The organism is Vogesella fluminis (assembly GCF_014652335.1).
GTDB lineage: Bacteria > Pseudomonadota > Gammaproteobacteria > Burkholderiales > Chromobacteriaceae > Vogesella > Vogesella fluminis.
Genome location: NZ_BMYP01000010.1, coordinates 1 through 24,676, shown reverse-complemented (window position 1 = coordinate 24,676; position 24,676 = coordinate 1). Strand labels below are relative to the sequence as shown.

Annotated in this window: 23 protein-coding genes and 1 riboswitch; of the genes, 14 read left to right on the top strand and 9 right to left on the bottom strand. The window is 66.0% G+C overall.

Translation table 11 applies throughout. The annotated features are described in order from the left end of the window. Nucleotides 1–95: 95 nt before the first annotated feature. From maiA to hppD, 3 genes are all read right to left on the bottom strand, one after another. Entirely contained in the window at nucleotides 96–755 is a 660-nt protein-coding gene (gene maiA, locus IE083_RS05365; protein ID WP_189352603.1) for a maleylacetoacetate isomerase, read from the bottom strand. After that, the gene (locus IE083_RS05360) at nucleotides 748–1,731 is read right to left on the bottom strand and encodes a fumarylacetoacetate hydrolase family protein (RefSeq protein WP_189352602.1); all 984 of its coding nucleotides are present in this window, start codon (nucleotides 1,729–1,731) and stop codon (nucleotides 748–750) included. Before IE083_RS05360 ends, maiA begins: the two co-directional genes overlap by 8 nt. Before the next feature lie 101 nt (nucleotides 1,732–1,832). After that, nucleotides 1,833–2,900 carry a 4-hydroxyphenylpyruvate dioxygenase gene (hppD, locus tag IE083_RS05355; protein WP_189352601.1) on the bottom strand — a complete coding sequence of 356 codons (1,068 nt, stop codon included), beginning with the start codon at nucleotides 2,898–2,900 and terminating at the stop codon, nucleotides 1,833–1,835. Nucleotides 2,901–3,129: 229 nt separating this feature from the next. Here hppD and IE083_RS05350 point away from each other — a divergent pair, with 229 nt between their 5' ends. Together IE083_RS05350 and IE083_RS05345 are read left to right on the top strand one after the other, a co-directional pair. Beyond that, the gene (locus IE083_RS05350) at nucleotides 3,130–3,612 is read left to right on the top strand and encodes an Lrp/AsnC family transcriptional regulator (protein ID WP_189352600.1); all 483 of its coding nucleotides are present in this window, start codon (nucleotides 3,130–3,132) and stop codon (nucleotides 3,610–3,612) included. A 240-nt stretch (nucleotides 3,613–3,852) separates the two neighbouring features. Next, nucleotides 3,853–5,652, top strand: a complete 1,800-nt coding sequence (locus IE083_RS05345; RefSeq protein WP_189352599.1) for a sensor domain-containing diguanylate cyclase — start codon at nucleotides 3,853–3,855, stop codon at nucleotides 5,650–5,652. 58 nt (nucleotides 5,653–5,710) lie between these two features. On the opposite strand, the gene metF is transcribed toward IE083_RS05345, so the two are convergent. The 3 genes from metF to metK all read right to left on the bottom strand — a co-directional run bounded on the left by metF (nucleotide 5,711) and on the right by metK (nucleotide 9,586). Next, a complete protein-coding gene (metF, locus tag IE083_RS05340; protein ID WP_189352598.1) occupies nucleotides 5,711–6,547 on the bottom strand; it encodes a methylenetetrahydrofolate reductase [NAD(P)H] in 837 nt (278 codons plus the stop codon). Between the two features lie 149 nt (nucleotides 6,548–6,696). Further along, entirely contained in the window at nucleotides 6,697–8,112 is a 1,416-nt protein-coding gene (gene ahcY, locus IE083_RS05335) for an adenosylhomocysteinase (RefSeq protein ID WP_189352597.1), read from the bottom strand. A gap of 104 nt (nucleotides 8,113–8,216) precedes the next feature. Beyond that, nucleotides 8,217–8,280, bottom strand: a riboswitch (S-adenosyl-L-homocysteine riboswitch). Nucleotides 8,281–8,416: 136 nt separating this feature from the next. Continuing rightward, nucleotides 8,417–9,586 (bottom strand): methionine adenosyltransferase, encoded by a 1,170-nt coding sequence (gene metK, locus IE083_RS05330; RefSeq protein WP_120809244.1) that lies wholly within the window; start codon nucleotides 9,584–9,586, stop codon nucleotides 8,417–8,419. Between the two features lie 70 nt (nucleotides 9,587–9,656). Here metK and IE083_RS05325 point away from each other — a divergent pair, with 70 nt between their 5' ends. The 5 genes from IE083_RS05325 to IE083_RS05305 all read left to right on the top strand — a co-directional run bounded on the left by IE083_RS05325 (nucleotide 9,657) and on the right by IE083_RS05305 (nucleotide 14,487). Continuing rightward, entirely contained in the window at nucleotides 9,657–10,538 is an 882-nt protein-coding gene (locus IE083_RS05325; RefSeq protein ID WP_189352662.1) for a lysophospholipid acyltransferase family protein, read from the top strand. Nucleotides 10,539–10,552: 14 nt separating this feature from the next. Beyond that, on the top strand, nucleotides 10,553–11,419 hold the full coding sequence (locus tag IE083_RS05320) for a lipid A biosynthesis lauroyl acyltransferase (RefSeq protein ID WP_189352596.1): 867 nt from the start codon (nucleotides 10,553–10,555) through the stop codon (nucleotides 11,417–11,419). A 282-nt stretch (nucleotides 11,420–11,701) separates the two neighbouring features. After that, nucleotides 11,702–12,466: a transporter substrate-binding domain-containing protein gene (locus IE083_RS05315; RefSeq protein ID WP_189352595.1), complete on the top strand. Its 765-nt coding sequence runs from the start codon at nucleotides 11,702–11,704 to the stop codon at nucleotides 12,464–12,466. Nucleotides 12,467–12,524: 58 nt separating this feature from the next. Continuing rightward, nucleotides 12,525–13,664 carry an alanine racemase gene (alr, locus tag IE083_RS05310; protein ID WP_189352594.1) on the top strand — a complete coding sequence of 380 codons (1,140 nt, stop codon included), beginning with the start codon at nucleotides 12,525–12,527 and terminating at the stop codon, nucleotides 13,662–13,664. Further along, nucleotides 13,624–14,487 carry a LysR substrate-binding domain-containing protein gene (locus IE083_RS05305; RefSeq protein ID WP_189352593.1) on the top strand — a complete coding sequence of 288 codons (864 nt, stop codon included), beginning with the start codon at nucleotides 13,624–13,626 and terminating at the stop codon, nucleotides 14,485–14,487. Before alr ends, IE083_RS05305 begins: the two co-directional genes overlap by 41 nt. A gap of 1 nt (nucleotide 14,488) precedes the next feature. On the opposite strand, the gene IE083_RS05300 is transcribed toward IE083_RS05305, so the two are convergent. After that, a complete protein-coding gene (locus tag IE083_RS05300; protein WP_189352592.1) occupies nucleotides 14,489–15,271 on the bottom strand; it encodes a DODA-type extradiol aromatic ring-opening family dioxygenase in 783 nt (260 codons plus the stop codon). A 127-nt stretch (nucleotides 15,272–15,398) separates the two neighbouring features. Here IE083_RS05300 and IE083_RS05295 point away from each other — a divergent pair, with 127 nt between their 5' ends. The 7 genes from IE083_RS05295 (at nucleotide 15,399) to IE083_RS05265 (ending at nucleotide 23,012) form a co-directional block, all read left to right on the top strand. Beyond that, nucleotides 15,399–16,307 (top strand): LysR family transcriptional regulator, encoded by a 909-nt coding sequence (locus tag IE083_RS05295; protein WP_189352591.1) that lies wholly within the window; start codon nucleotides 15,399–15,401, stop codon nucleotides 16,305–16,307. 118 nt (nucleotides 16,308–16,425) lie between these two features. Then, complete coding sequence (locus tag IE083_RS05290; RefSeq protein ID WP_189352590.1) at nucleotides 16,426–18,198, top strand: ABC transporter substrate-binding protein; 1,773 nt, start codon at nucleotides 16,426–16,428, stop codon at nucleotides 18,196–18,198. Between the two features lie 26 nt (nucleotides 18,199–18,224). Beyond that, nucleotides 18,225–19,163 carry an ABC transporter permease gene (locus tag IE083_RS05285; RefSeq protein WP_189352589.1) on the top strand — a complete coding sequence of 313 codons (939 nt, stop codon included), beginning with the start codon at nucleotides 18,225–18,227 and terminating at the stop codon, nucleotides 19,161–19,163. Between the two features lie 4 nt (nucleotides 19,164–19,167). Further along, on the top strand, nucleotides 19,168–20,253 hold the full coding sequence (locus IE083_RS05280) for an ABC transporter permease (RefSeq protein WP_189352588.1): 1,086 nt from the start codon (nucleotides 19,168–19,170) through the stop codon (nucleotides 20,251–20,253). An 82-nt stretch (nucleotides 20,254–20,335) separates the two neighbouring features. Then, nucleotides 20,336–22,024 (top strand): ABC transporter ATP-binding protein, encoded by a 1,689-nt coding sequence (locus IE083_RS05275; protein WP_189352587.1) that lies wholly within the window; start codon nucleotides 20,336–20,338, stop codon nucleotides 22,022–22,024. Continuing rightward, nucleotides 22,024–22,467: a multidrug/biocide efflux PACE transporter gene (locus IE083_RS05270; RefSeq protein WP_229799614.1), complete on the top strand. Its 444-nt coding sequence runs from the start codon at nucleotides 22,024–22,026 to the stop codon at nucleotides 22,465–22,467. Before IE083_RS05275 ends, IE083_RS05270 begins: the two co-directional genes overlap by 1 nt. 86 nt (nucleotides 22,468–22,553) lie before the next feature. After that, complete coding sequence (locus tag IE083_RS05265; RefSeq protein WP_229799613.1) at nucleotides 22,554–23,012, top strand: COG4315 family predicted lipoprotein; 459 nt, start codon at nucleotides 22,554–22,556, stop codon at nucleotides 23,010–23,012. A 76-nt stretch (nucleotides 23,013–23,088) separates the two neighbouring features. Here IE083_RS05265 and IE083_RS05260 read toward each other — a convergent pair whose 3' ends face one another. Then, a complete protein-coding gene (locus IE083_RS05260) occupies nucleotides 23,089–24,018 on the bottom strand; it encodes a 2-hydroxyacid dehydrogenase (RefSeq protein WP_189352585.1) in 930 nt (309 codons plus the stop codon). A 118-nt stretch (nucleotides 24,019–24,136) separates the two neighbouring features. Beyond that, nucleotides 24,137–24,586, bottom strand: a complete 450-nt coding sequence (locus IE083_RS05255) for a GNAT family N-acetyltransferase (RefSeq protein ID WP_189352584.1) — start codon at nucleotides 24,584–24,586, stop codon at nucleotides 24,137–24,139. Nucleotides 24,587–24,676 lie beyond the last annotated feature (90 nt).

The window sequence follows — 24,676 nt, the reverse complement described above, 5'->3', positions numbered from 1 at the left end:
GCGTGCTGCATCAGAGGCACGCATTAAAGCAGATCATAATTTATGCGTCAAGGCTCTGCCGAAAAAAAACCGCCAAAACAGCGGTTTTTACAAATTTACTGTGCGTCCGGCTGCCGTGACGGATGAGCATCCGCAAATACCGGCACCCGCTCAAGGTTGGCCGCAATGCGTGCCAGCAGCGGATAACCGCCCATGTCCACGGCGTAGCGTTGCGCGTTGAATACCTGCGGCAGCAGGCAGACATCGGCCAGCGTCGGCGTGTCGCCAAAGCAGCACTGCCCGGCGCTGGCGGCCAACTGCCGCTCCAGCGCGGCAAAGCCCGTCGTTATCCAGTGCCGGTACCAGGCGCCCCGCGCGTCCTCGGCCTGCCCCAGCTCGGCCTTCAGGTAATTCAGCACGCGCAGGTTGTTGAGCGGGTGGATGTCGCAGGCGATGGCCTGTGCCACCGCGCGCACCCGTGCCCGCAGCACCGCGCCGTCCGGCAGCAGCCGTGCGCCGTCCGGGTAGGCTTCGTCCAGGTACTCGCAGATCGCCAGCGACTGCGTCAGCAGCACACCGTTGTCCAGCAGCGCCGGTACCAGCCCCTGCGGATTGAGCGCGAGATAATCGGCGCTGCGCTGCTCGCCGCGCAGCAGGCTGACCGGCGCCTGGGCGTAGGCCAGCCCTTTCAGGTTCAGCGCGATGCGCACACGGTAGGCGGCGCTGGAGCGGAAGTAGCCGTACAGGGTGCGGCCAACGTTGGCCGCATCAGTCATGCTTGACCACCGTCTGCGCGATGGCGCCGAAAATGCTCAGGCCGGCAGCGTCCTTCATTTCGATGCGCACCGTGTCGCCCACCTTCATGAACGGGGTGATCGCGGCACCGGTGTCGATGATCTCGATCATGCGCTGTTCGGCGAGGCAGCAGCTGCCAACGCTGCGGTCGTGGTTGGACACGGTGCCGGAGCCGACGATGGAGCCGGCGACCAGCTCGCGGGTCCTGGCCACATGCGCCACCAGCTGCGGAAAGCTGAACTGCATCCCGACGCCGGCATTCGGCTTGCCGTAGCAGGCGCCGTTGTAGTCAACCAGCAGCGGCAGGTGCACCTTGCCGTCCTGCCACGCGTCGCCCAGCTCGTCCGGGGTCACCGCCACCGGCGAGAACGCGGTGGCCGGCTTGCTCTGGAAGAAGCCGAAGCCCTTGGCCAGCTCGCCCGGGATCAGGTTGCGCAGGGTGACGTCGTTGACCAGCAGCAGCAGGCGGATGTGGCTGGCACACGCGGCGGCATCGGCGCCCAGCGGCACGTCGCCGGTGACCACTGCCACTTCGCCCTCGAAGTCCAGCCCCCACGCCTCGTCGCGCAGCGGGATCGGTGCGCACGGCGGCAGGAAGGCGTCGGAGCCACCCTGGTACATCAGCGGGTCGTGGTAGAAGCTGTCCGGCACCTCGGCACCGCGCGCGCGGCGCACCAGCTCGACGTGGTTGAGGTAGGCGGAGCCGTCCGCCCACTGGTAGGCGCGCGGCAGCGGGCTCAGGCAGCGCGCCGCGTCGAAGGCGATGGCACTGGCGGCCTCACCCTGGTTCAGCGCGATGTAGACCTGCTGCAGCTGCGGCTCGGCCTGCGCCCAGTTGTCCAGCGCCTGCTGCAGGGTGGCGGCGATGTGCGGTACGGCGACGGCGCGGGAGAGGTCGCGGCTGACGACCATCAGCTGGCCGTCGCGGGTGTGGTTCTGGCAGGTGGCGAGTTTCATGTGGGTGGTCTCGTCTGGAACGGTGTCGATACACGTTGGCCGCAGCAATCCGCTGCGGCCAACCTTGTGCTGCTATGCGTTCACGCGGTGATGCGGCGGGCTCAGTCGGCCTTCAGCACGCCGCGGCGGATCTGGTCTTCCTCGATCGATTCGAACAGCGCGCGGAAGTTGCCTTCGCCGAAGCCCTCGTTGCCCTTGCGCTGGATGATCTCGAAGAAGATCGGCCCGATCACGGTCTCGGTGAAGATCTGCAGCAGGATGCCTTCCACCGGTGCACCGTCGATCAGGATGCTGTTCTTCTGCAGCCGCGCCAGGTCTTCACCGTGGTTCGGCACGCGCTGGTCGACCTTGGCGTAGTAGGTGTCCGGGGTGTCGAGGAAGCGGGTGCCACGCGCCTTCAGCGTTTCCACCGTAGTGTAGATGTCGTCGGTGGTCAGCGCGATGTGCTGGATGCCTTCGCCGTGGTATGCCTTCAGGAATTCCTCGATCTGGCTCTTGTCGTCGGACGACTCGTTGATCGGGATGCGGATCTTGCCGCACGGGCTGGTCATCGCCCTGGACACCAGGCCGGTAAGCTTGCCCTCGATGTCGAAGTAGCGGATTTCGCGGAAGTTGGCGATGTTCTCGTAGAACGAGCCCCACTTCGCCATATTGCCGCGGGTCACGTTGTGGGTCAGGTGGTCGATCAGTTTCAGGCCGACGCCGTACGGGTGCTGCTCGACACCATCCAGCGGCACGAAGTCGACGTCATAGATGTTGTGCTCGTCGCCGTAGCGGTCGATGAAGTACAGCGCGGAACCGCCGATCCCCTCCACCGCCGGAATGTTCAGCTCCATGGCACCTACCGGACGCTCGTAGGGCTTGGCACCGTGCGCCAGCGCGTAGTCGTAGGCGCGGGCGGCGTCCTTCACGCGCCAGGCCATCGCGCAGGCAGACGGGCCGTGTACGCGGGCAAACTCGGCGGCTGGCTGGGAGCGTTCGGCATTGAGGATGAAATTGATGTCGCCCTGACGGAACAGGCTGACATTCTTGTGGCGGTGGCGGGCGATCTCGGCAAAGCCCAGCGACAGGAACAATGCCTTGAGTCTTTCCACCCCCTCGGCATCCGGCGCGGTGTATTCGACGAACTCGAAACCATCGGTAGCCAGCGGATTCAGCAGCTGTGCCATTGTGCCCACTCCTCTTCAGTTGCGTGTTGCCGTCGGCACCATCACGTCCGGACACAGTTACTGTCGCATGATGTAGACAATATCCAGACATCTTGTGCCGCGGTGTAAAATGCCTAGCCCGGACGCTTCATTCTAAGTAAACTCAACCGCAATTTTCTTGCCATATCGTGCTTGAAAATAAAAAAACATAAAACAATAACTTAGAGCAAACCCGAAATCAGGAGATAATATGCCCACAACCCCCCTGGACAAGACAGATATAAAGATGTTGGCCGCACTGCAGGCCAATGGCCGGCTGACCAACGTTGAACTGGCGGAAAAGGTGGCACTGTCACCATCCCCCTGCCTGCGCCGCCTGAAGCAGCTGGAAGACTCCGGCGTCATCCGCCAGTATGTGGCGCTGCTGGATCCGGCCAAGATCGGCCTCGGCCTGCAGGCATTCGTACGGGTCACGCTGGAAAAGCGCGGCAATACCCATCTGCAGGGTTTCATGGATGCGGTGCAGCGCTGGCCGGAAGTGGTCAATTGCTACGCGATGACCGGCGAGATGGACTACCTGCTGCAGGTGTACTTCGAGGATCTGGAGCACTTTTCGCGCTTCGTGATGGATGACCTGCTGCAGCAGCCGGGGGTGGAAGACGTGAAATCCAGCTTCGTGCTGAAGGAGTTCAAGCAGACCACCGCATTGCCGATCTCGCACCTGACCCAGTAACAGTGTGTTCACGGTCTTGCACGCTCACGCAAAAGAGGGCGAAAACGGCCGGGGAAGCGGAGTCCGCAAGTAGTAAACAGGCATCCCGAAGCCGTTTGCAATGCACCGCCCCACCGGGATCACGCCGCAGCAGATCGTGAACAGGCACCAAGCCCGCCCCCGCCGCGTGCGGGGGCATTCCTGTCACCCCGCCATTTGGCTATCATCAGGCATACTCTGGCCAGCAACATGGGATCCGTGGTGACCGCTTCCAATTCCTTATCCGGCCGTCTGCAATGGCGCGGCGTGCTGTGCCTGCTGTTGCTGGGCGTGCTCGGCGGCGGCGGCCACTACCTGCTTGGCCTGCGCGACATCGAACAACGGCTGGCACAACTGCACACGCTGGTGGAACGGCGCTTCGTCGGCGTACTGGCGCAAAGCGTGTGGGATCTCGATCAGCACAACACCCAGCAGCTGCTGGAAAGCATCAACCAGCTTGACGGTGTCAACCGCGTCGAGCTGATCACCACCCTCGGCCAACGCCAGAGCAGCCAGCTGCATCCGGCGGCGCACAGCGAGTGGATCCGCGATTTCCCGGTGCAGTCCGAACGCTCCGGCAACCAGCCGCTGGCCAGCCTGCGGCTGTATCTTGGCCAGCAGGAGCTGCAGCAGCAACTGCGCCGGCGCAGCCTGTTGTTTGCCGCCAGCCTGATGGCCGCCATGCAGCTGATGCTGTTGCTATGCCGCCACTTCATGCAGCGCCAGCTGTTACGCCCGCTGGAGCAACTGACCGGGCAGCTGCTCCGGGAGCGGCCATTGCCACTGGCCGACGGCGGACGCGAGCTGATCGCGCTGGACAAACAGCTGCAGCGCTATCGCCAGGGCTGGCAGGCACGGCTGCAGCAGCAACAGCAGCGTGCCGACGAGTTGCAAAAGCAGCGCGAACAGCTCAGCGAACTGGCCAGCCAGCGCACTACCGAACTCGACCAGCTGACCCGCTCACAACAACTGCTGACCAGGCTGGCACACGGTTTTCTGCACCTGCCGCCGGCAGAGCAGCATGAGGCCATCACCGATGCCCTGGCCCGCATCGGCCACCTGCTCGGGGTCGATCATTGCTACCTGCTGCTACTGGACGAGGGGCAGGCATTGCAGCAGCACATCAGCTGGCAGAACGCACAGCTGCCGCCGGCCGACGGTTTTTACCTGCATGCCCCGCTGCAGCATTCGCCCTGGTTGCTGCCGCAGCTGCGCCAGCAGGGGCAGCTCACCATCAGCCGGCTGGAGGAAATCCCGCCGGATGGCCACGGCGAGCGCCTGCTGCTGGCCAGGCACGGCATCCGCAGCCTGGTGCTGATCGCACTCGATCACACGGCGCCGCTGCACGGCATCTTCGGCTGCGAGATGGTCAACCGCCAGCACGACTGGCTGGACAAGGAGCTGACACTGCTGCGGCTGTTTGCCCAGCAGTTATGCGGCCTGTTGCTGCGTCACCAGCTGCTGCAACGGCAGGAGGCGCTGGCACAGCAACTGGCCGCGGCCAACGCCAGACTGCAGGCACAGAGCCTCTGCGACGGCCTGACCGGGCTGGCCAGCGTCAGACGCCTGCAACAGGACAAGCAGCAACTGTTCGAACAGGCCTTCCAGCACCGGCAGGCGCTGTCGGCGCTGATGCTGGACATCGACCAGTTCACCGCCTACAACAGCCACGCCGGCCACCTGGCCGGTGACGACTGCCTGCTGCGCATTGCCGGGTTGCTGCAGGCACAGCCCGGCCTGGCGGTACGCACCAAGGGCGCCACCATGCTGCTGTTGCTGCCGCAGCACGACCCGGCGCAAGCCGCCGCCGTGGCCGAGCAGCTGCGCCAGACGGTGGCCGCGCTACAGCTGCAGCACCCGGCGTCGCGGGTATCCAGCTTTGTCAGCGTCAGCATCGGCTGCGCCACGCTGGACCTGCGCCGCCACGACGATATCGACGACCTAATCGACGAAGCAGCCCGTGCCTTGTCCCAGGCCAAGGAGCTGGGACGTAACCGCTGCGTCAGCATTGCGCCCGCATGAAAACAGCCCTGCCGGCTTGTGCCTGCAGGGCTGTTGCACCCGGAATCCGTTCACGCTTTCACAAGCCCAGACGCTGCCAGATGGTGGACACGGTGCCGGCCTGGTTCAGGGTGTAGAAATGCAGGCCCGGCGCGCCGTTCGCCAGCAGGCGGTCGCACAGCTCGGTGACCACATCCAGCCCCAGCGCGCGGATCGACGCGCTGTCGTCCATATAAGCCTGCATGCGCAGGCGCAGCCAGCGCGGCACTTCCGCACCGCACATGTCGGAGAAGCGGCACAGCTGGCCGAAGTTGGCGATCGGCATGATGCCGGGCACGATGGGCACATTCACACCGCGCGCCTGCACCTCGTCGACGAAACGGAAATAGCTGTCGGCGTTGAAAAAATACTGCGTCATCGCCGAGTTGGCGCCGGCCTTCACCTTGCGCACGAAGTTGTTGATGTCGTCTTCGGCGGACTTGGCCTGCGGGTGGAATTCCGGATAGGCCGCCACTTCGATATGGAAGTGGTCGCCGTGCTCTTCGCGGATGAAGGCCACCAGCTCGTTGGCGTAGCGGAACTCGCCGGCCTCGACCATGCCGGACGGCATGTCGCCGCGCAGCGCGACGATATGGCGGATACCGTGGTTGCGGTATTCGTTGAGGATCGAGCGGATATTGTCGCGGGTGGAGCCGATGCAGGATAGGTGCGGCGCGGCGGCATAGCCCTCGTTGCGGATTTCCAGCACCGTGGACAGCGTGCCGTCGCGGGTGGTGCCGCCGGCACCGAAGGTCACGGAAAAGAACTCCGGCTTGAACTGCGCCAGCTGCTGGCGGGTGGTACGCAGTTTGGCCACGCCTTCCGGGGTGCGCGGCGGGAAGAATTCGAAGCTGAAGGTACGGTTACGTTCGGTCATGGCAAGCTCTTGCGGCAAGGTTGGTGATGGTTTCCCTGGCATCCCGTGTCGGTCTGGCGCCGCTGACGGGGCATGCGGCCAACGTTGGCCGCACAAAAAAACGGACAGGGCATTTTACGGCCCTGTCCGTTTTCACCGGACATCAAATATCAATAACGATAGTGTGCCGGCTTATATGGGCCGTCTTTCGGCACGCTGATGTAGCTGGCCTGCTCGTCGGACAACTCGGTCAGGCGGGCGCCGATGCGCTCCAGGTGCAGGCGCGCCACCTTCTCGTCCAGATGCTTGGGCAGCACGTACACCTTGTTCTCGTACTTGTGCTCGTTGGCGAAGATCTCGATCTGCGCCAGCACCTGGTTGGTGAAGGAGTTGGACATCACGAAGCTCGGGTGGCCGGTGGCGCAGCCGAGGTTCACCAGGCGGCCTTCGGCCAGCAGGATGATGCGCTTGGCCGCTTGATCACCTTGTTGCGGGAAGATGATGTGGTCGACCTGCGGCTTGATGTTTTCCCACTGGTACTGGCGCAGCGAGGCAACTTCGATCTCGCTGTCGAAGTGGCCGATATTGCACACGATGGCGTTGTTGCGCATGCGCTTCATGTGCTCATGCGTGATTACGCCCACGTTGCCGGTGGTGGTAACAAAGATGTCGGCCTGGTCGGCCACTTCATCCATGCGTACTACACGGTAGCCTTCCATCGCCGCCTGCAGCGCGCAGATCGGGTCGATTTCGGTCACCCACACGGTAGCGCCCAGGCCACGCAGGCTCTGTGCACAACCCTTGCCCACATCGCCGTAACCCAGCACTACTGCTACCTTGCCAGCGATCATCACGTCGGTGGCGCGCTTGATGCCGTCGACCAGCGATTCGCGGCAGCCGTACAGGTTGTCGAACTTGGACTTGGTCACCGAGTCGTTGACGTTGAAGGCCGGGAACGGCAGCAGGCCGTCCTTTTCCAGCTGGTACAGGCGATGCACGCCGGTGGTGGTTTCCTCGGTCACGCCCTTGATGTGCTGCAGGCGCTTGGAGTACCACTGCGGGTCGATTTCCAGGTGACGTTTGATCGAGGCGAACAGCGCGGTTTCTTCGTCGTTGGTCGGGTGGCCGATCACGCCGAGGTCCTTCTCCGCCTTGCTGCCCAGCATCAGCAGCAGGGTGGCGTCGCCGCCGTCGTCGAGGATCATGTTCGCCGGCTGACCTTCCGGCCATTCGAAGATCTTGTGGCTGAATTCCCAGTACTCGTCCAGGCTCTCGCCCTTGAAGGCGAATACCGGAATGTTGGCCGCAGCGATGGCAGCGGCGGCGTGGTCCTGGGTGGAGAAGATGTTGCACGATGCCCAGCGCACTTCGGCGCCCAGCGCGGTCAGGGTCTCGATCAGCACCGCGGTCTGCACCGTCATGTGCAGCGAACCGGCGATGCGCGCGCCGCGCAGCGGCTGGCTGTGCTGGTATTCCTTGCGCGTGGCCATCAGGCCCGGCATTTCGGTCTCGGCAATATTGAGTTCCTTGCGGCCCCAATCTGCCAGATTGATATCGGCAACGAGATAGTCGTTGAATGCAGCCATCGTGTATTCCTTTGTCACGAAGGCCGGGAGGGATGGCTCACCCGCGCATCCCGTGCCCGGCACGGGTTATCCTGAAGCGGCCCGATCGGAGCCGTTCAATGAAAAGCAGGTGAGCGCCGTTTTGCGTTTCCGGGCCTGGGGCGTGGCCTCGCAGCGCTCCCCGGAATCCCGCCATTATGGCAGAACTTGCGGCGCAAGGTTGGCCGCAACGATACCGCACGGGCGACAAGGCCGCCGCAGCCAGTGCCGGGCGGCAAAGAAAAAGGCCTCTTGCGAGGCCTTGGTGCACAACAAGGTGAGTAGCTTACAGGCCGGCAGCGGCGCGCAGCGCGGCGGCCTTGTCTGTACGTTCCCAGGTGAACTCCGGCTCTTCGCGGCCGAAGTGGCCGTAGGCGGCGGTCTTGGTGTAGATCGGACGCAACAGGTCCAGCATCTGCACGATGCCTTTCGGACGCAGGTCGAAGTGCTGCTTCACCAACTCGACGATGCGCTCGTTCGGGATGGCGTTGGTGCCGAAGGTGTCCACCGAGATCGAGGTCGGCTCGGCCACGCCGATGGCGTAGGAAACCTGGATCTGGCACTGGCGCGCCAGACCGGCGGCGACCACGTTCTTGGCGACGTAGCGACCGGCGTAGGCGGCGGAACGGTCGACCTTGGTCGGATCCTTACCGGAGAAGGCGCCACCGCCGTGCGGAGCGGCACCGCCGTAGGTGTCGACGATGATCTTGCGGCCGGTCAGACCACAATCGCCCATCGGGCCGCCGATGACGAAACGGCCGGTCGGGTTGATCAGGAACTTGGTTTCGGCGGTAATCATTTCCGCCGGCAGCACCGGCTTGATGATGTCCTCGATCACCGCGTCGGTCAGCGTCTTGTGGTCGATTTCCGGCGCGTGCTGGGTGGACAGCACCACGGTGTCGATGCGCTTGGGCAGGCCGGTTTCGCTGTCATAGACGCAGGTGATCTGGCTCTTGGCATCCGGGCGCAGCCACGGCAGGCGGCCGTCCTTGCGCAGTTCCGCCTGACGCTGCACCAGACGGTGCGCGTAGTAGATCGGGAACGGCATCAGGGTCGGGGTTTCGTCGCAGGCGTAGCCGAACATCAGGCCCTGGTCGCCGGCGCCCTGATCCAGATCGAGGCCCTCGCCTTCGTTGACGCCCTGGGCGATGTCCGGCGACTGCTTGTCGTAGCACACCATCACGGCGCAACCGCGGTGGTCAAAACCCAGTTCGGTATTGTCGTAACCGATGCGCTTGATGGTTTCGCGCGCGATCTTGATATAGTCGATGTTGGCGGTGGTAGTGATCTCGCCGGCCAGCACGACCAGACCGGTATTGACCAGGGTCTCGGCCGCCACGCGGGCGTATTTGTCTTCACGCAGGATGGCGTCCAGAATGGCGTCGGAAATCTGGTCCGCGACCTTGTCCGGATGGCCTTCAGATACCGATTCAGATGTAAAAAGATATTCGCTCATTGTGTCCGTTCCCGAATAATGGCCTTTGAGTTAATGATAAAATGGCACGTTTACTTTCCAGCAGACCATGATGACCCGAATCGCACGACTCATCCTGCAGGCCCTGGCCGCATTGCCGCTACCGGCACTGCACCGGCTGGGCGCCCTGCTGGGGAAAATCCTCTATTGCCTATCGCCGCGTTTTCGCGAACGCATACGCGAAAACCTCAAAACCAGTCAAATCGCTGGAAGTTATCAGCTTTACGAATCGCTCGTCAAACTCTGTGCAGCAGAAACCGGCAAGGGCGCGCTGGAACTGGCCATCGCCTGGTGCCGCGAGCCGGATTACATCACCTCGCTGGTACGCGGCTGTGACGGCTGGGAGCATGTGGAAGCGGCGCTGGCCGAGGGCAAGGGCCTGATCTTCGTCACCCCGCACCTCGGCAGCTACGACATTGCCGGACGCTACATCTCGGCCCGGCTGCCGTTCCCGCTGACCGCGATGTACCGCCCGCCGAAGCTGGCGTGGCTGGAGCCGATCATGAACGAGGGCCGTGCCCGCGGCAAAGGCCGCACCGCACCGGCCACCGGCGCCGGCGTGCGCCAGCTGATGAAGGCGCTGAAATCCGGCGAGGCCACCATCATCCTGCCGGACCAGGTGCCCGGTAGCGGCGAAGGCGCGTGGGCGCCATTCTTCGGCAAGCCGGCGTTCACCATGACGCTGCTGGCGCGACTGGCGCAGATGAACAATGTCGCCGTGCTGTGGTTTACCGGCGAGCGCCTGCCTGGTGGGGCCGGCTTCCACATCCATATCAGCCGCCAGCAGGGCGAGTTCAGCGGTGAGCGCGAGGCCGATGCCGCCGTGGTCAACGCCAATGTCGAACGCCTGATCCGGCGCTGGCCCGCGCAGTACCTGTGGAGCTACAACCGCTACAAGACGCCGTCCGGCGCCCCGTCCCCCGATCAAGCTTAATTCTGGAATACCGCATGAAATTCGCCCTGGCCCTGCTGTGGCTGATCCGCCTGTTGCCGCTGCCCGTCATCCATGCCCTGGCCTGGTGCCTGGGGCAGCCGGCCTACCTGCTCGCCCGCGAGCGCCGCCGCGTCGGCCTGATCAACCTGCGCCTGTGCTTTCCCGACATGGGACTGGCACAGCGCCGCCTGCTGATCCGCCGCCACTTTGTCGAGATGATGAAGCTGATGCTGGAGTACGGCATCGTGTGGTGGTCGTCCCCGCAGCGCCTGCGCCGGCTGGTAGAGGTGCGCGGGCTGGAACACATCACCCGCCTGCGCGAGGCGGGCGAAGACGTGGTGCTGTTCTACCCGCACTTCGTCGCCTTCGAGATCTGCGCGCTGCGCCTGAACCTGGAGATGCCGCTGGTCAGCGTCTATTCGCACCAGAAGAACAAGACGCTGGACGCGCAGTTCTACAAGGGCCGCAACCGCTTCGACAATGCCTACATCGTGTCGCGGCAGGAGAGCCTGCGCAGCATCATCAAGGCGATGCGCAAGGAGCACACCCCGTTCCTGTACCTGCCCGATCAGGACTTCGGCCCGCGCGACGCCATCTTCGTGAAGTTCTTCGCCACCGACGCCGCCACCATCACCGGCCTGTCGCGCATTGCCGGCATCGCCAAGGCGCGGGTGGTGCCGGCCATCGCCCGCCGCGAAGGCGCGCGCTTCGTGCTCGACATCCATCCGCCGCTGGACAACTTCCCCAGCGACAATCTGGAAGCCGATACCCGCCGCATGAACGCCTTCCTGGAGCAGCGCATCCTGGAGGCGCCGGAGCAGTACTTCTGGCTGCACAAGCGCTTCAAGACCCGGCCGCAGGGACAGGCGCGCTTTTACTGAGCGCACGCCACCATCAGGGTTGGCCGCAACCCGGCCTCCATGCGCCCGCCCGGGCGCTGCACTCCCGCCCCCACGATCTGCCATGACACCGGCCACGCGCCGGTGTTTTGCCGTCTGCGGCCAACGTTGGCCGCAACGCGGCTCAAACGCAGTGCAGCATGAATTTCTCTCATGCGCCGATCGCCATAAATCATTTGTTCCGCAGCCGCCGGATCATTAGCCTGACTTCAACGGCACCGCCACCGCCGCCAACACCAAACCAAGAAACAATCGGAGATCACCATGAACTGCAACAAAGTCCTCGCGCTGTCCCTGTTGTGTTCCCTGCCGCTGCTGGCCAATGCCCAGACCGTGCGCATCGTCACCGACGTCAGCTACCCGCCGTTCTCCAAGGTCAACCCGGACGGCAGCATCGTCGGCTTCGATCCGGACATCGCCCGCGCCATCTGCACCGAGGCCAAGCTGCAGTGCGAAGTCAGCACCATGGACTTCGACGGCATCATCCCGGCGGTGCAGGCCAAGAAATACGATCTCGCCATCGCCTCGATGAACATCACCCCGGAGCGCGCCAAGGCGGTCGACTTCAGCGACATGTACTTCAACATCCCCGGCCGCCTGATCGCCAAGGCCGGCACCAAGATCGACGACAAGTGGTTCAAGGGCAAGACCATCGGCGTGCTGCGCACCTCGGTACAGCGCGAGGAAGCCACCGCCAAGTGGGTGCCGAAGGGCGTGAAGCTCAAACTGTACGGCAAGGTCACCGACAGCTTCCTTGACCTTGGCAACCAGCGCCTGGACGCGGTCTACCTCGACGCCAACGTCGGCGACGAGGACTTCCTGAAGAAGCCGATGGGCAAGGGCTACTCCTTCGTCGGCCCGGTGTACAACGATCCGAAGTACTACATGGGCTCCGGCATCGCGGTGCAGAAGGGCAACAAGGAGCTGCTGGCCAAGGTCAACGCCGCGCTGAAGAAGATCATCGACAACGGCACCTACAAGCAGGTGCAGAACAAGTATTTCAGCTACGACATCTACCCGTTCAAGTAAGCATCACCCCTTGCTGACCGACCGCCGGGGCACCCCGCCCCGGCACGAAAGACCCGCCATGACCCGCACCGCCTACGCCGAAATCAACCTCCCCGCCCTGTGCCACAACTACGCCATCGCCAGGCAGCAGCTGCCCGGCACCCGGGTGTGGGCGGTGGTGAAATCCAACGGCTACGGCCACGGCCTGTTGCGCGTGGCGCAGGCGCTGCCCGATGCCGACGGCTTTGCGCTGATCAACCTCGACGACGCCATCGCGCTGCGCCACGCCGGCATCCGCGCGCCCATCCTGCTGCTGGAAGGTGCCATCGAGGCACGCGAGCTGGACGAGGCGCACGCCTGGCAGCTGGACGTGGTGCTGCGCTCCGAGCACCAGCTGCAGTGGCTGCGCGCCTGCGGCCAAGCCTTGCGGGTGTGGGTGAAGGTCAATACCGGCATGAACCGCTTCGGCTTCGTGCCGGAGCGCGCGATCGAGGTGGTGCGGCAATTGCAGCAGGACGGCGTCTGCGAGGTGGCCGGGCTGATGACGCACTTCGCCTGCGCCGACGATCTGGCGACGCGGCTGGATGCGCCGTGGCAGCACTTCATGCAGGTGGTCACCACCACCGGGCTGCCGTTTACCGCGGCCAACAGTGCCGCCACCCTGCGCGCACCGCTGACCCACGGCGCCGCGGTGCGCCTGGGCGGCCTCCTGTACAACAACAACCCGTTCTACCCCGACACCAGCCTGTGGCCGGCGGGCATCCTGCCGGCGATGCGCTTTGCCGCGCGCATCGTGCACATCGGCGAGCTGGCCGCCGGCGACAGCATCGGCTACGGCGCCGCGTTTACCGCCGAGAAGCCGATGCGCATCGGCATCGTCGGCGCCGGCTACGGCGACGGCTACCCGCGCGCGGCGCCCAGCGGGACCCCGGTGCTGGTGAACGGCCAGCGCGTGCCGCTGGTCGGCCGCGTGGCGATGAACGTGCTGGCGATCGACCTGTCCGCACAGCCGCAGGTGGGCATCGGCGACGAGGTGACGCTGTGGGGCGACCCGGCGCTGAGCTGCGACGAGATCGCCTGGCGCTGCGGCACCATCAGCGAAGAATTGCAGTGCGCATTGACGAGCCGGCTACCGATACGGCAGATTGTGGCCGATAGCCACCCGCGTCCGCTGCCCGATGACCAAACTGCCCCCGCTCAATGCCTTGCGTATCTTTGAGGCGGTTGCCCGCCTGCAAAGCTTCACCAAAGCCGCCGATACGCTGTACCTGACCCAGAGCGCGGTCAGCCACCAGGTGCGCAACCTGGAAGAACACTTCGGCTTTCCGTTGCTGGTGCGCAGCCAGCGCGGCATCACCCTGACGCCCGAGGGCGCCACGCTGCAGCACGGCCTGCACGAGGCGATCCAGAAGATCAGCGAAACCTGCGAACAACTCAACCAGCGCCAGCACAGCATCCGCATCAAGTCGCCACCGTCGATTGCGGTGCGCTGGCTGGTGCCGCAGCTACAAAACTTCAAGGAACAGTTTCCCGATCTCGACATCAGCGTCAGCACGGTGTGGGAAGAGAAGCCCGCCTTCGACTGGGGGCTGTTCGACATGGCGATCCAGTACGGCGACGGCAACTGGCCGGGGGTCAGCGTGCAACTGCTGCACCAGGAAGTCCTGACGCCGGTGGCGGCACCGTCGCTGCTGGGCGGCGCGTTGACGCTGTCCGAGGACGCGCTGGCGCAGTATCCGCTGATCCACACCAGCCGCGACCGTCACGACTGGCAGCTGTGGCTGGCGGCACCGTGGCCGAAGGGACAGAAGGAATTGCTGTTCGACGCCGACGTGATGGGCATCGAGGCGGCGCGGCACGGCTTGGGTATCGCGCTGGTCGATCCGCTGATCGTGCAGGACGCGCTGCGCGACGGCAGCCTGGTCACGCCCTGCCCGCGCAGCGTGCGCAGCGGCAAGGGCTACTACCTGGTGCTACCGCCGCACGACCGCCACCTGCGCCGCGTGCAGCCACTGGTGCAGTGGCTGCAGCAGGCGATCTGACTCAGGCCGCCGCGCCGTCGAACGCCCAGGCGTCCATCGCCAGCGCGCCCAGCTCGATGCCACGGTGCAGGCTGCGGCCAACCTTGCCGTGGGCCGCGCCCAGCGCAAAGAACAGCGGCAGCAGGTGTTCGTCGCTGGGGTGGTTCTGCTTGGCAAACGGCACCCGCGCCTCCCAGTCCAGCAAGGCCTCGATATCGTTTTCCTGCAGGCGCTGCGCCATCCAGTCGGCAAACGCCTTCGCCCACGGCTGCTCCGGGCCGCCGGCGCGCGACAGCTCGTACAGATTGTGCGTCATGCTGCCGGAGCCGATGATCAGCACCCCCTGCTCGGCCAGCTGCGCCAGCGCCAGCCCCAGCTGGTAGTGCGCGCGCGCGTCCTGCCGCGGCAGGGTGCTGATGGTGATCACCGGGATGTCGGCCTGCGGATACATCGCCAACAGCGGCACCCACGCGCCGTGATCCAGGCCCTCGGCGCCGTCGTGACGGGCGCTGATGCCCGCTGCCGCCAGCAGCGCCATCGCCTCGGCCAGCACGCTGTCGTCGCCCGCCGCCGGATACTGCAGTTTGTACAGCTCGCGCGGGAAACCGCCGAAGTCGTGCACCGTGCCCCAGCGCGGGCTGCTGCCCAGCAGCGGCTGCAGCGCGAGGTAGTGCGCCGACATCATCAGGATGGCGCGCGGCCGTGGCAGGCTGCCGGCATGGGCGCGCCAGGCCGCCGGTGCCGGCGAGCCGTTGATCAGGACATCCGGTCCGCCGTGGGACAGGAACAAGGGAGCGAAGAACATGATGCGTTACCTGTAACAAGGGCGCGGCTGACACCACGCAATATAGTGATAGCCATATTGAACACCTTGCCAGAGAGCGAATAAACGGCTATTCATGCAATGAATTGCTAACTATAAAGAAACAATCATGGACAAGCTGGTGGCATTACGGGTGTTCCACAGCATTCACGACAGCGGCAGCTTCGTCGCGGCGGCGGCGCGGCTGGAGATGTCCACCGCCATGGTCAGCAAGTACCTCGGCGCGCTGGAACAGGAGCTGGGCACCCGCCTGATCCAGCGCACCACACGGCGGCTGGCGTTCACCGAGGCCGGGCAGGACTACGCGCGGCGCACCGCGCTGGTGCTGGCGCAGCTGGAAGAGGCCGACGCCGCCGCGATGCAGCAGAGCGTGGAGGCGCGCGGCACGCTGCGCATGGCGGCGCCGCTGTCCTTCGGCATGCGTTATCTGGGCGAGTGGCTGGCCGAGCTGCGCTGCCGCCACCCGCTGCTGCAGGTGGAGCTGGAGCTGTCCGACCGCCAGGTCGACCTGGTGGAGGACGGCTTTGACCTCGCGCTGCGCATCAGCACCCAGCCGCTGGGCGGCGGCCTGATCGCTCGGCCGCTGGGGCACATCGACATGCTGCCGTGCGCGGCGCCGTCCTACCTTGCGGCCAACCCTGCGCCGCAGACGCCGGCCGACCTCGCCCGCCACAGCTGCCTGCGCTACCAGCAGGGCAACCAGCCGCAGGTATGGCGCTTCTGGCACGGCGACGAGGAAATCCCGGTGGCGGTGGACGGCCCGCTGCAGAGCAATAACGGCGACGTGCTGGTCAGCGCCGCGGTGGCCGGCATGGGCATCCTGCTGCAGCCGCGCTTCCTGGTGGAAGACGCGCTGCAGCAAGGCCGGCTGCAGCCGCTGCTGAGCGACTACCGCACCCGCAGCGCCGAGGTGTACGTGGTGTACCCGGCACGGCGCTACCTGCCGATGAAGGTGCGGGTGCTGATCGAGCTGCTGCAGGACATGCTGGCGCGGCTGGCGCCGGCGGCGGCGCGCTGACCCCCGGCACCGGCGCACCGTTTGCTTTACCCTTGGCCGCAACTGCAGCGCCCGGCCGCACCACTCGCGCAAAAGCCGGCATTTGTTGCCAGAATAGAAAGAAACCCGAGGAGCCGACATGAAACCACACGCCCTGCTGGCCGTCCTGGCCGCGCTGCTACTGCTGCCGGCGCAGGCCGCCGACATGAACAAGGTGCTGCGCGTGGCGTTGAACGCGCCGGAAACCGGCTTCGACCCGGCCAAGGTCTCCGACCTGTACTCCAGCACCGTCACCGAGAACATCTTCGACCCGCTGGTCACCTACGACTACCTGGCGCGGCCGGCGAAGCTGATTCCCAATACCGTCAATGCGCTGCCCGCCATCTCCGCCGACGGCAAGGTGTACACCTTCCGCCTCAAGCCCGGCATCCATTTTGCCGCCGATCCGGCGTTCAAGGGCAAGAGGCGCGAGCTGACCGCCGCCGACTACGCCTACAGCATCAAGCGCCACCTCGACCCTGCCATCCACTCGCCGTGGAGCTTCCTGGTCGACGGCCGCTTTGTCGGCGGCAACGAGCTGGTGAAGGCCGCCGGCAAGGGCGCGCTGAACTACGACGCGCCGCTGGAAGGCATCAGGGTGCTGGACAAGTACACGCTGCAGCTGACGCTGACCGAGACCAATTTCAACTTCCTGCCCATCCTCGCGATGCCGGCCTTCGGCGCGGTGGCGCGCGAGGTGATCGAGGCCAACCGCGACAACACCAACGCCCACCCGGTCGGCACCGGCCCCTATTTGCTGAAGGAGTGGAAGCCGGGCAGCCGTATCGTGCTGGAGGCCAATCCGGGCTTTCGCAAGCTGGTGTTCAACGCGACGCCGGGTAACGACCCGGTGGACAAGGCGGTGGTGCAGGCGCTGCAGGGCAAGACGCTGCCGCAGGTTGGCCGCATCGAGATCTCCGTCATTGAGGAGGAGCAGCCGCTGTGGCTGTCCTTCCTCAACCGCCAGCTGGACATCAGCGGCATCCCGCAGGTCGCGCTGCAAAGCGCGCTGGTGATCGACCCGAAAAACCCGCTCAAGGTGCGGCTGACCGATCAGTACGCGCGGCAGGGCATCCAGCTGCAGCGCCAGCTGCTGCCGGAGATCACCTTCCACTTCTTCAACATGCAGGACCCGGTGGTCGGCGGCGACAGCAAGGACAGGATCGCGCTGCGCCGCGCCATCGCGATGTCCTTCCCGGTCAGCGAGGCCATCGCCGGCATCCGCCGCGGCCAGGCGGTGCCGATGAACTACATCGTGCCGGCCGGGGTCGCCGGCCACAACCCGGCCTTCCGCGGCGCGCCGAAGTACGATCCGGCGGCGGCCAACGCGCTGCTCGACCGCTTCGGCTACCGCATCGGTAGCGACGGCTACCGCACCCGGCCGGACGGCAAGCCGCTGTCCATCGAGCTGGCCTGCGGCACCAGCAGCACCGACAAGCAGTGGAACGAGTACTGGCAGAAGACCTTCGACACGCTGAAGATCCGCCTCAGCTTCAGGCAGGGCAAGTGGAACGAGCTGTCCAAGGCCAACCACCAGGGCAAGCTGCAGATGTGGGGCATGGCCTGGGGCGCCGACTACCCGGACGGCGAGAACTTCATGCAGCTGCTGTACGGCAGGAATGCCGGCGACTCCAACGCCGCCGACTTCAAGAACGCCGACTACGACCGCCTGTTCGAGGCGTCGCTGAAACTGCCGCACGGTCCGGCGCGCAACCAGCTGTACGACGCGATGAACAAGATCGCGGTGGCGCAGCAGCCGTGGATCTTCGGCGACATCCGCATGCGCAGCACGCTGGCACACCGCCACGTGAAAGGGCTGAAGCTGCACCCGCTGCTGGGCACCAGCTGGCGCTACTTGGACCTGCAGAAATGAACGGCCGCGCGGCCCGAGGATAAATCATGCTGGCTTATATCGTCCGCCGCGTGTGGCAGATGGTGCCGACGCTGTTCGGCGTGATGCTGCTGCTGTTCGTGCTGTTCAACTGGGTGGGCGGCGATCCGTCCTACATCCTCGCCGGCAAGAACCTCAGCGCGGAGGCGCTGGCCGGCATCCGCCAGCAGCTGGGGCTGGACCTGCCGCTGCCGCAGCAGTTCCTGATCTTCGTGAAGCAGGTGCTGACGCTGGACTTCGGCACCTCGTGGTCGACGCAGCAGCCGGTGTCGGCGCTGCTGCACAGCCGCATCGGGCCGTCGCTGCTGCTCACCGGCAGCATCCTGCTGCTGGGCACCGTGCTGGCCATCGGCATCGCCGCGCTGGTCGCCTACCTGCACGGCAGCCTCACCGACCGGCTGGTGACGCTGATCGCCACCTGCGCGATGTCGGTCAGCGCGCTGGTGTACATCATCGCCGGCCAGTACTGGCTGGCGTTCAAGTGCGGCTGGTTCCCCATCATGGGCTGGAGCGACAGCACGCTCGACAACCTGCTGCACTACCTGCCGCTGCCGCTGCTGCTGGGGGTGATCGTCGGCCTGGCGCCGGATATCCGCTTCTACCGCAGCTGCTTTGTCGAAGAACTGGGTCACGACTACGTGCGCACCGCGCGCGCCAAGGGCCTGTCCGAGCCGGTGATCATGCTCAAGCACGTGCTGCGCAACGCGATGATCCCGGTGGTCACCTCGCTGATGATGTCGCTGCCCTACCTGATGATGGGCGCCATGCTGCTGGAGACCTTCTTCGGCATTCCCGGCATGGGCAAGGAGGTGGTGATGGCAGTAGAGCGCAGCGATTTCCCGGTGATCAAGGCGATCACCATCTACATCGCGCTGGCCACCATGCTGTTCAACCTGCTGACCGACATCGTCTACAAGCTGATCGACCCGCGCGTGCAACTACACTGACACCATGCCCCATACTTCCGCCCCGCCGCCTGCGGCCCCGCACCATCACAACAGCCTGACGCGCATCGGCTGGCGCCGCCTGCGCCGCGACCGCATCGGCTTTGCCGCGCTGTGCATCGTCGGCGCCTACCTGCTGCTGGCGCTGGCCGCCTGGAGCGGCCTCGTTGCCAGCCACTGGCAGGACGAGGTCGCCCATCCCTACGCGCCGCCGACGCTGTTCGCCGGCAGCGCACCGCACCACCTCGAACTCAACGCCGCCGACATCGACGCCGCCGACCGCCGCGCCACCAGCGCCGCCGCGCTGGACGGCAGCGGCGCCACCGGCCTGTCCGCCGACGAGGACCCGCTGGCGGCCGACATGGCCGCTGCGCAGCAACAGGCGGCGCAATACCGCGGCGCCGAGCAGACCCGCGCCGACAGCCTGCCGCTGGGGGCTGACCAGCGCGGCCGCGACGTGCTGCAGAAACTGCTGCAGGGCAGCGCCACCTCGCTGCAGGTCGGCATCGCCGGCGCGCTGCTGGCCTTGGGTATCGGCACCGTGCTCGGCGCGCTGTCCGGCTACTTCGGCGGCCTGCTCGACGATCTGCTGATGTGGGGCTACAGCGTGTTCACCTCGGTGCCGGACATGCTGCTGCTGCTGGCGTTTGCCGCGGTCAGCGGCCGCGGCATCGGCACCGTGGTGCTGGTGATGGCGTTCACCAGCTGGACCGGCACCTTCCGCCTGATGCGCGCCGAATTCATCAAGCACAAGGGCCGCGAGTACGTGCGCGCCGCCGACGCCATCGGCGCCGGCCACGCCCGCCGCATGTTCCACCACATCCTGCCCAACGTCAGCCACCTGCTGCTGGTGCAGTTTTCCATGCTCACGGTGGCGTTGATCAAGTACGAGGCCATCCTGTCCTTCCTCGGCTTCGGCGTCGGCGTCACCCAGGTCAGCTGGGGCGCGATGCTGGCCGAGGCGCCGGCCGAGCTGCTGCAGGGCTACTGGTGGCAGATGCTGGCCGTCACCCTGTGCATGTCGCTGCTCGTCACCGCGTTCTCGCTGCTCAGCGACAGCCTGCGCGACGCGCTCGATCCAAAAGTGAAATAGTCCCCCAAAGTGAAATAGCGCCGAAAGTGAAATAGCCCCCAAGGTGAAACAGCTCCGTGAACCAGGCCCCCAAGGTGACATCGTGAACCCCGCCCCGCCCCTGCTCAGCGTGCGCAAGCTGCGCGTCAGCTTCCGCGACGAACACGGCCACGGTGCCGAAGCGGTGAAAGGCATCAGCTTCGACATCCCGGCCGGCAAGACCGTGGCGCTGGTCGGCGAATCCGGCTCCGGCAAGTCGGTGACCGCGATGGCGATCACCCGCCTGCTGCCGGAGCACGGCTGCCACATCGACCCCGGCAGCGAGATCCTGTTCGACGGCCGCAACCTGCTCGCCGCCAGCCGCCGCGAGCTGCGCGGCCTGCGCGGCGGCGACATCGCCATGGTGTTCCAGGAGCCGATGAGCTCGCTCAACCCGGTGTTCAGCGTCGGCGAGCAGATCATCGAGACGCTGATGCTGCACACCAGGGTTGGCCGCAAGGCGGCGCAGCAGCGCGCGCTGGCGCTGCTGCAGGAAGTCGGCCTGCCGGCGCCGGAGCGCAAGATGCGCAGCTACCCGCACCAGCTGTCCGGCGGCCAGCAGCAGCGGGTGATGATCGCGATGGCCATCGCCTGCGAACCCAAGCTGCTGATCGCCGACGAGCCGACCACCGCGCTGGACGTCACCATCCAGCAGCAGATCCTGCAGCTGCTGGCCGCGCTGCAGCAAAAGCACGGCATGGCGGTGCTGTTCATCAGCCACGATCTGGAGCTGGTCGGCCAGTTCGCCGACGAAGTGATCGTGATGCACCACGGCAGCATCCACGAACACGCGCCGGTGCAGCAGATCTTCGAGGCGCCGCAGGACGCCTACACCAAGGCGCTGCTGCGCTGCCGCCCGCACCTGGACCGACGCCCGGCGCGGCTGCCGGTGATCCGGGATTTCCTCGGCGACGGCTGCTATCACGAACCGCCGCAACGCCAGCGCGGCTACCAGGCGGACGACCGCGTGATCCTGGAGGTGCAGGGGCTCAGCGTCGACTACCACAGCCGCCACGGCTGGTTCGGCCGCCACAGCCAGCGCGCGGTGGACGGGGTGTCGTTCACGCTGATGCGCGGCCGCACGCTGGGCATCGTCGGCGAATCCGGCAGCGGCAAGAGCACGCTGGGGCTGGCGCTGATGCGGCTGCAGCAGGCCAGCGCCGGGCGGGTGCTGTTCGAGGGCGAGGACATGCTGGCGCTGACGCCGCGCCAGCTGCGTGCCTGCAAGCGCCGCATCCAGATCGTGTTCCAGAACCCGTACGCCTCGCTCAACCCGCGCTTTACCGTGGCGCAGATCCTGACCGAGCCGATGCTGCTGCACGGCATCGGCTGCGATGCGGCGGAGCGCCTGCAGCTGGCCGGCGACTGGCTGGAACACGTCGGCCTGCCGCGCAAGGCACTGGCCAGGTATCCGCACGAGTTTTCCGGCGGCCAGCGCCAGCGCATCGCCATCGCACGCTGCCTGACCATGCACCCGGAAATCCTGATCTGCGACGAGTCGGTGTCGGCGCTGGACGTGTCGGTGCAGGCGCAGGTGCTCAACCTGCTGCAGTCGCTACAGGACGAGCTGGGGCTGTCCTACCTGTTCATCTCGCACGATCTGGCGGTGGTGAAGCACCTGTCCGACCAGGTGCTGGTGATGCAGCACGGCCGCTGCGTGGAGCTGGCCGACGCCGACACCCTGTACGCCGCGCCGCAGCACCCGTACACCCGCCAGCTGCTGGACGCCATCCCGCAAGGTTGGCCGCATTGATGACTACCGACAAGACGCTGCGTGAACGTATCTTCCACGCCGTGCTGTACGAGGTGTGCGCGATGGCGCTGCTGGTGCCGCTGGGCAGCAGGCTGCTGGATACCGGCCTCGGCCACGTCGGCGTGCTGGCGCTGCTGATGTCCGGCATCGCGATGAGCTGGAACATGCTGTTTGGTGCGCTGTTCGAACGGCTGGAGCGGCGCACCGGCTGGCAGCGCACGCCGCTGGTGCGCTGCCAGCACGCCATCGCCTTCGAGGGCGGGCTGGTGTTCCTGTGCGTGCCGGTGGCGGCGTGGTGGATGGCAATCAGCTACTGGCAGGCGTTTTTGCTCGATGTCGGCATCCTGCTGTTCTTCCTGCCCTACACCTATGTGTTCAACTGGTGCTACGACCACGCCCGCACCCGGCTCCTGGCGCGCCGGCCGGCCTGCGGCCAACCCTGAGGCTGCGGCACATTCGCGGCCGTCCGCACCGGGACATGGGCTATGGTAAGGGAGGCATGTGCCACACTTGAGCAAAGGATACGATCATGAACCCTCCCCTGATTCTTGCCGCCGTGGCACTGTCGCTGCTGGCCGGCTGTGCCGGCTACGGCCATCGCGCCCATCACCCGCAGGGCGGCATGCCCATGCCGCAGGACGACACGATGATGCAAGGCGGCGGCATGCATGGCGGCATGATGATGATGGCGCCGGCAAGATTTCACGGCGGCATGCTGATGGCACACGGCGGCAGAACGCTGTACCGCTTCGACCGCGATCAGGCCGGCAGCAGCGCCTGCAACGGCGACTGCGCGATGAAGTGGCCGCCCTATCTCGCCCCGGCCGGCGCCAGCGCCAGCGGCGACTTCGGCCTTGTCCAGCGTAGCGACGGCAGCCAGCAATGGACCCATCGCGGCAGGCCGCTGTATTTCTGGTCCGGCGACCAGAGCCCGGGCGATACCCTGGGCGACAATATCGGCGGCGTATGGCATGTGGTGCGGCCGTGACGCAACAGCGGGGTAAGCCAGCAGGCAAGGTTGGCCGCAGCGCTGTCCGGCTGCGGCCGGCGGCGCCATCACGCCATCAGTAGCCGCGCTCGCGCACGACCCGCCCCTGCGCTTCCTCGCCCGCCACCAGCCGTTCAAGATTGGCCGCAATCTGGCGCACGGCTTCCTCGCGCAGGGTGATGGCGGCGATGTGCGGCGTCACCGTCACCGCCGGGTGTTGCCACAGGCGATGGCCGTGCGGCAGCGGCTCGCTGGCGAACACGTCCAGCTGCGCGCAGCGCAGGTGGCCGGCATCCAGCAGCGCCAGCAGCGCGTCCTCGTCCAACAGGTCGCCGCGGCCGGCATTGATCAGCATCGCGCCTGGCGGCAGTGCGGCCAACCTTTGCGCGTTGAGCAGGCCCTGCGTCTGCGGCGTGGATGGCAACACGCAGGCCAGCACCTCGCTGCCGACCAAGAGTTCGTCCAGTCCCTCGTCGCCGAACAGGCAGTCCACGCCCGGCACCTGGCGCGGCGAGCGGCTCCAGCCGCTGACCTGGTAACTGTCGGCGGCCAGCGCCTGCGCCACCGCGCTGCCGATCTCGCCCAGCCCCAGCACGCCGACACGCACGTCGGCCGGCAGTTTCGGCGCCAGCATCTTCCACACCCCCGCCGCCTGCTGGCGACGATAGACATCCATATGCCGCTGGTAGGACAGCACGCCGAAGCGGATGTACTCGCTCATCTGCTGCGCCATGCCGCCATCAAGCAGGCGGTAGATCGGCGTAGCCGGCAACAGGTCGTCGCGCGCCAGCAGCTTGTCGACACCGGCGCCGAGCGCGAACACCGCCTCAAGCTTAGTCAGCCGGGCAAACAGCGCCGGCGGCGGCCCCCAGGTAATCACGTAGCGCACCGCCTCCGGCGCTGTCATCTCGTCCAGGCTGATGAAGCGATGCTGCGGCAGCGCGGCGCGGAACAGGTCGAGGTAGGCGGCAACTTCTTTGGCACTGGGAGTGTGGATCAGGATCATGGCGGGCCTGGCGATAACGGTGAGGCTGACATCTTACTGCGAATCGCCGCCAGCGGCGCGATGCGGCCGGGCGCGACAGCCGCGCTTGGCCACTGCCGCGCCGCCGGCAGCACACGGCTCAGGCGGCAGGTGACTCCGCGACCGCCGGCAGCGGCTTTTTCAGGTACAGCCGCTGGTGCCCCGGCGGGCAGTCGTCCAGCACGCCCAGCAACTGGTAGCCCAGCTTGTGGTAGAAGTCCGGCGCCTGGAAGCTGTAGGTGTACAGGAACACGCCGACGCAGCCACGGCGGCGCGCCTCGTCCTCCACTTGCGCCATCAACTGCGCGCCCAGCCCGACGCCACGCTGCGCCTCGGCCAACCACAGGTAATCGACGTACAGCCAGCCCATGCCGGAGTGGCCGAACAGGCCGCCGACCACCGCGCCGGCCGCATCGCGCGCGTACAGTTCGAGGTCCTGATAGGCGTAGTCGCCGATCTGCCCGACGTTGAAGGCCTTGAGGCCCAGCTGGACGACTTCGCGCGCCTGCGGATCGGCGCCAAGACTGAACTGGAAACGGTGCTGCGACATGAGCGGACTCCCGAGTGATGGAGCCGCCAGTCTAGCAGCCTGTCGGACTTAACGAGCCGTATGAGATAATTCGGATCATCCAAAACACAG

Coding starts and splice junctions, on each gene's coding strand:
- maiA (WP_189352603.1), bottom strand. CDS start 755: ATGACTGATGCGGCCAACGTTGGCCGCACCCTGTACGGCTACTTCCGC.
- IE083_RS05360 (WP_189352602.1), bottom strand. CDS start 1,731: ATGAAACTCGCCACCTGCCAGAACCACACCCGCGACGGCCAGCTGATG.
- hppD (WP_189352601.1), bottom strand. CDS start 2,900: ATGGCACAGCTGCTGAATCCGCTGGCTACCGATGGTTTCGAGTTCGTC.
- IE083_RS05350 (WP_189352600.1), top strand. CDS start 3,130: ATGCCCACAACCCCCCTGGACAAGACAGATATAAAGATGTTGGCCGCA.
- metF (WP_189352598.1), bottom strand. CDS start 6,547: ATGACCGAACGTAACCGTACCTTCAGCTTCGAATTCTTCCCGCCGCGC.
- ahcY (WP_189352597.1), bottom strand. CDS start 8,112: ATGGCTGCATTCAACGACTATCTCGTTGCCGATATCAATCTGGCAGAT.
- metK (WP_120809244.1), bottom strand. CDS start 9,586: ATGAGCGAATATCTTTTTACATCTGAATCGGTATCTGAAGGCCATCCG.
- IE083_RS05325 (WP_189352662.1), top strand. CDS start 9,657: ATGACCCGAATCGCACGACTCATCCTGCAGGCCCTGGCCGCATTGCCG.
- IE083_RS05320 (WP_189352596.1), top strand. CDS start 10,553: ATGAAATTCGCCCTGGCCCTGCTGTGGCTGATCCGCCTGTTGCCGCTG.
- IE083_RS05315 (WP_189352595.1), top strand. CDS start 11,702: ATGAACTGCAACAAAGTCCTCGCGCTGTCCCTGTTGTGTTCCCTGCCG.
- alr (WP_189352594.1), top strand. CDS start 12,525: ATGACCCGCACCGCCTACGCCGAAATCAACCTCCCCGCCCTGTGCCAC.
- IE083_RS05305 (WP_189352593.1), top strand. CDS start 13,624: ATGACCAAACTGCCCCCGCTCAATGCCTTGCGTATCTTTGAGGCGGTT.
- IE083_RS05300 (WP_189352592.1), bottom strand. CDS start 15,271: ATGTTCTTCGCTCCCTTGTTCCTGTCCCACGGCGGACCGGATGTCCTG.
- IE083_RS05295 (WP_189352591.1), top strand. CDS start 15,399: ATGGACAAGCTGGTGGCATTACGGGTGTTCCACAGCATTCACGACAGC.
- IE083_RS05290 (WP_189352590.1), top strand. CDS start 16,426: ATGAAACCACACGCCCTGCTGGCCGTCCTGGCCGCGCTGCTACTGCTG.
- IE083_RS05285 (WP_189352589.1), top strand. CDS start 18,225: ATGCTGGCTTATATCGTCCGCCGCGTGTGGCAGATGGTGCCGACGCTG.
- IE083_RS05280 (WP_189352588.1), top strand. CDS start 19,168: ATGCCCCATACTTCCGCCCCGCCGCCTGCGGCCCCGCACCATCACAAC.
- IE083_RS05270 (WP_229799614.1), top strand. CDS start 22,024: ATGACTACCGACAAGACGCTGCGTGAACGTATCTTCCACGCCGTGCTG.
- IE083_RS05265 (WP_229799613.1), top strand. CDS start 22,554: ATGAACCCTCCCCTGATTCTTGCCGCCGTGGCACTGTCGCTGCTGGCC.
- IE083_RS05260 (WP_189352585.1), bottom strand. CDS start 24,018: ATGATCCTGATCCACACTCCCAGTGCCAAAGAAGTTGCCGCCTACCTC.
- IE083_RS05255 (WP_189352584.1), bottom strand. CDS start 24,586: ATGTCGCAGCACCGTTTCCAGTTCAGTCTTGGCGCCGATCCGCAGGCG.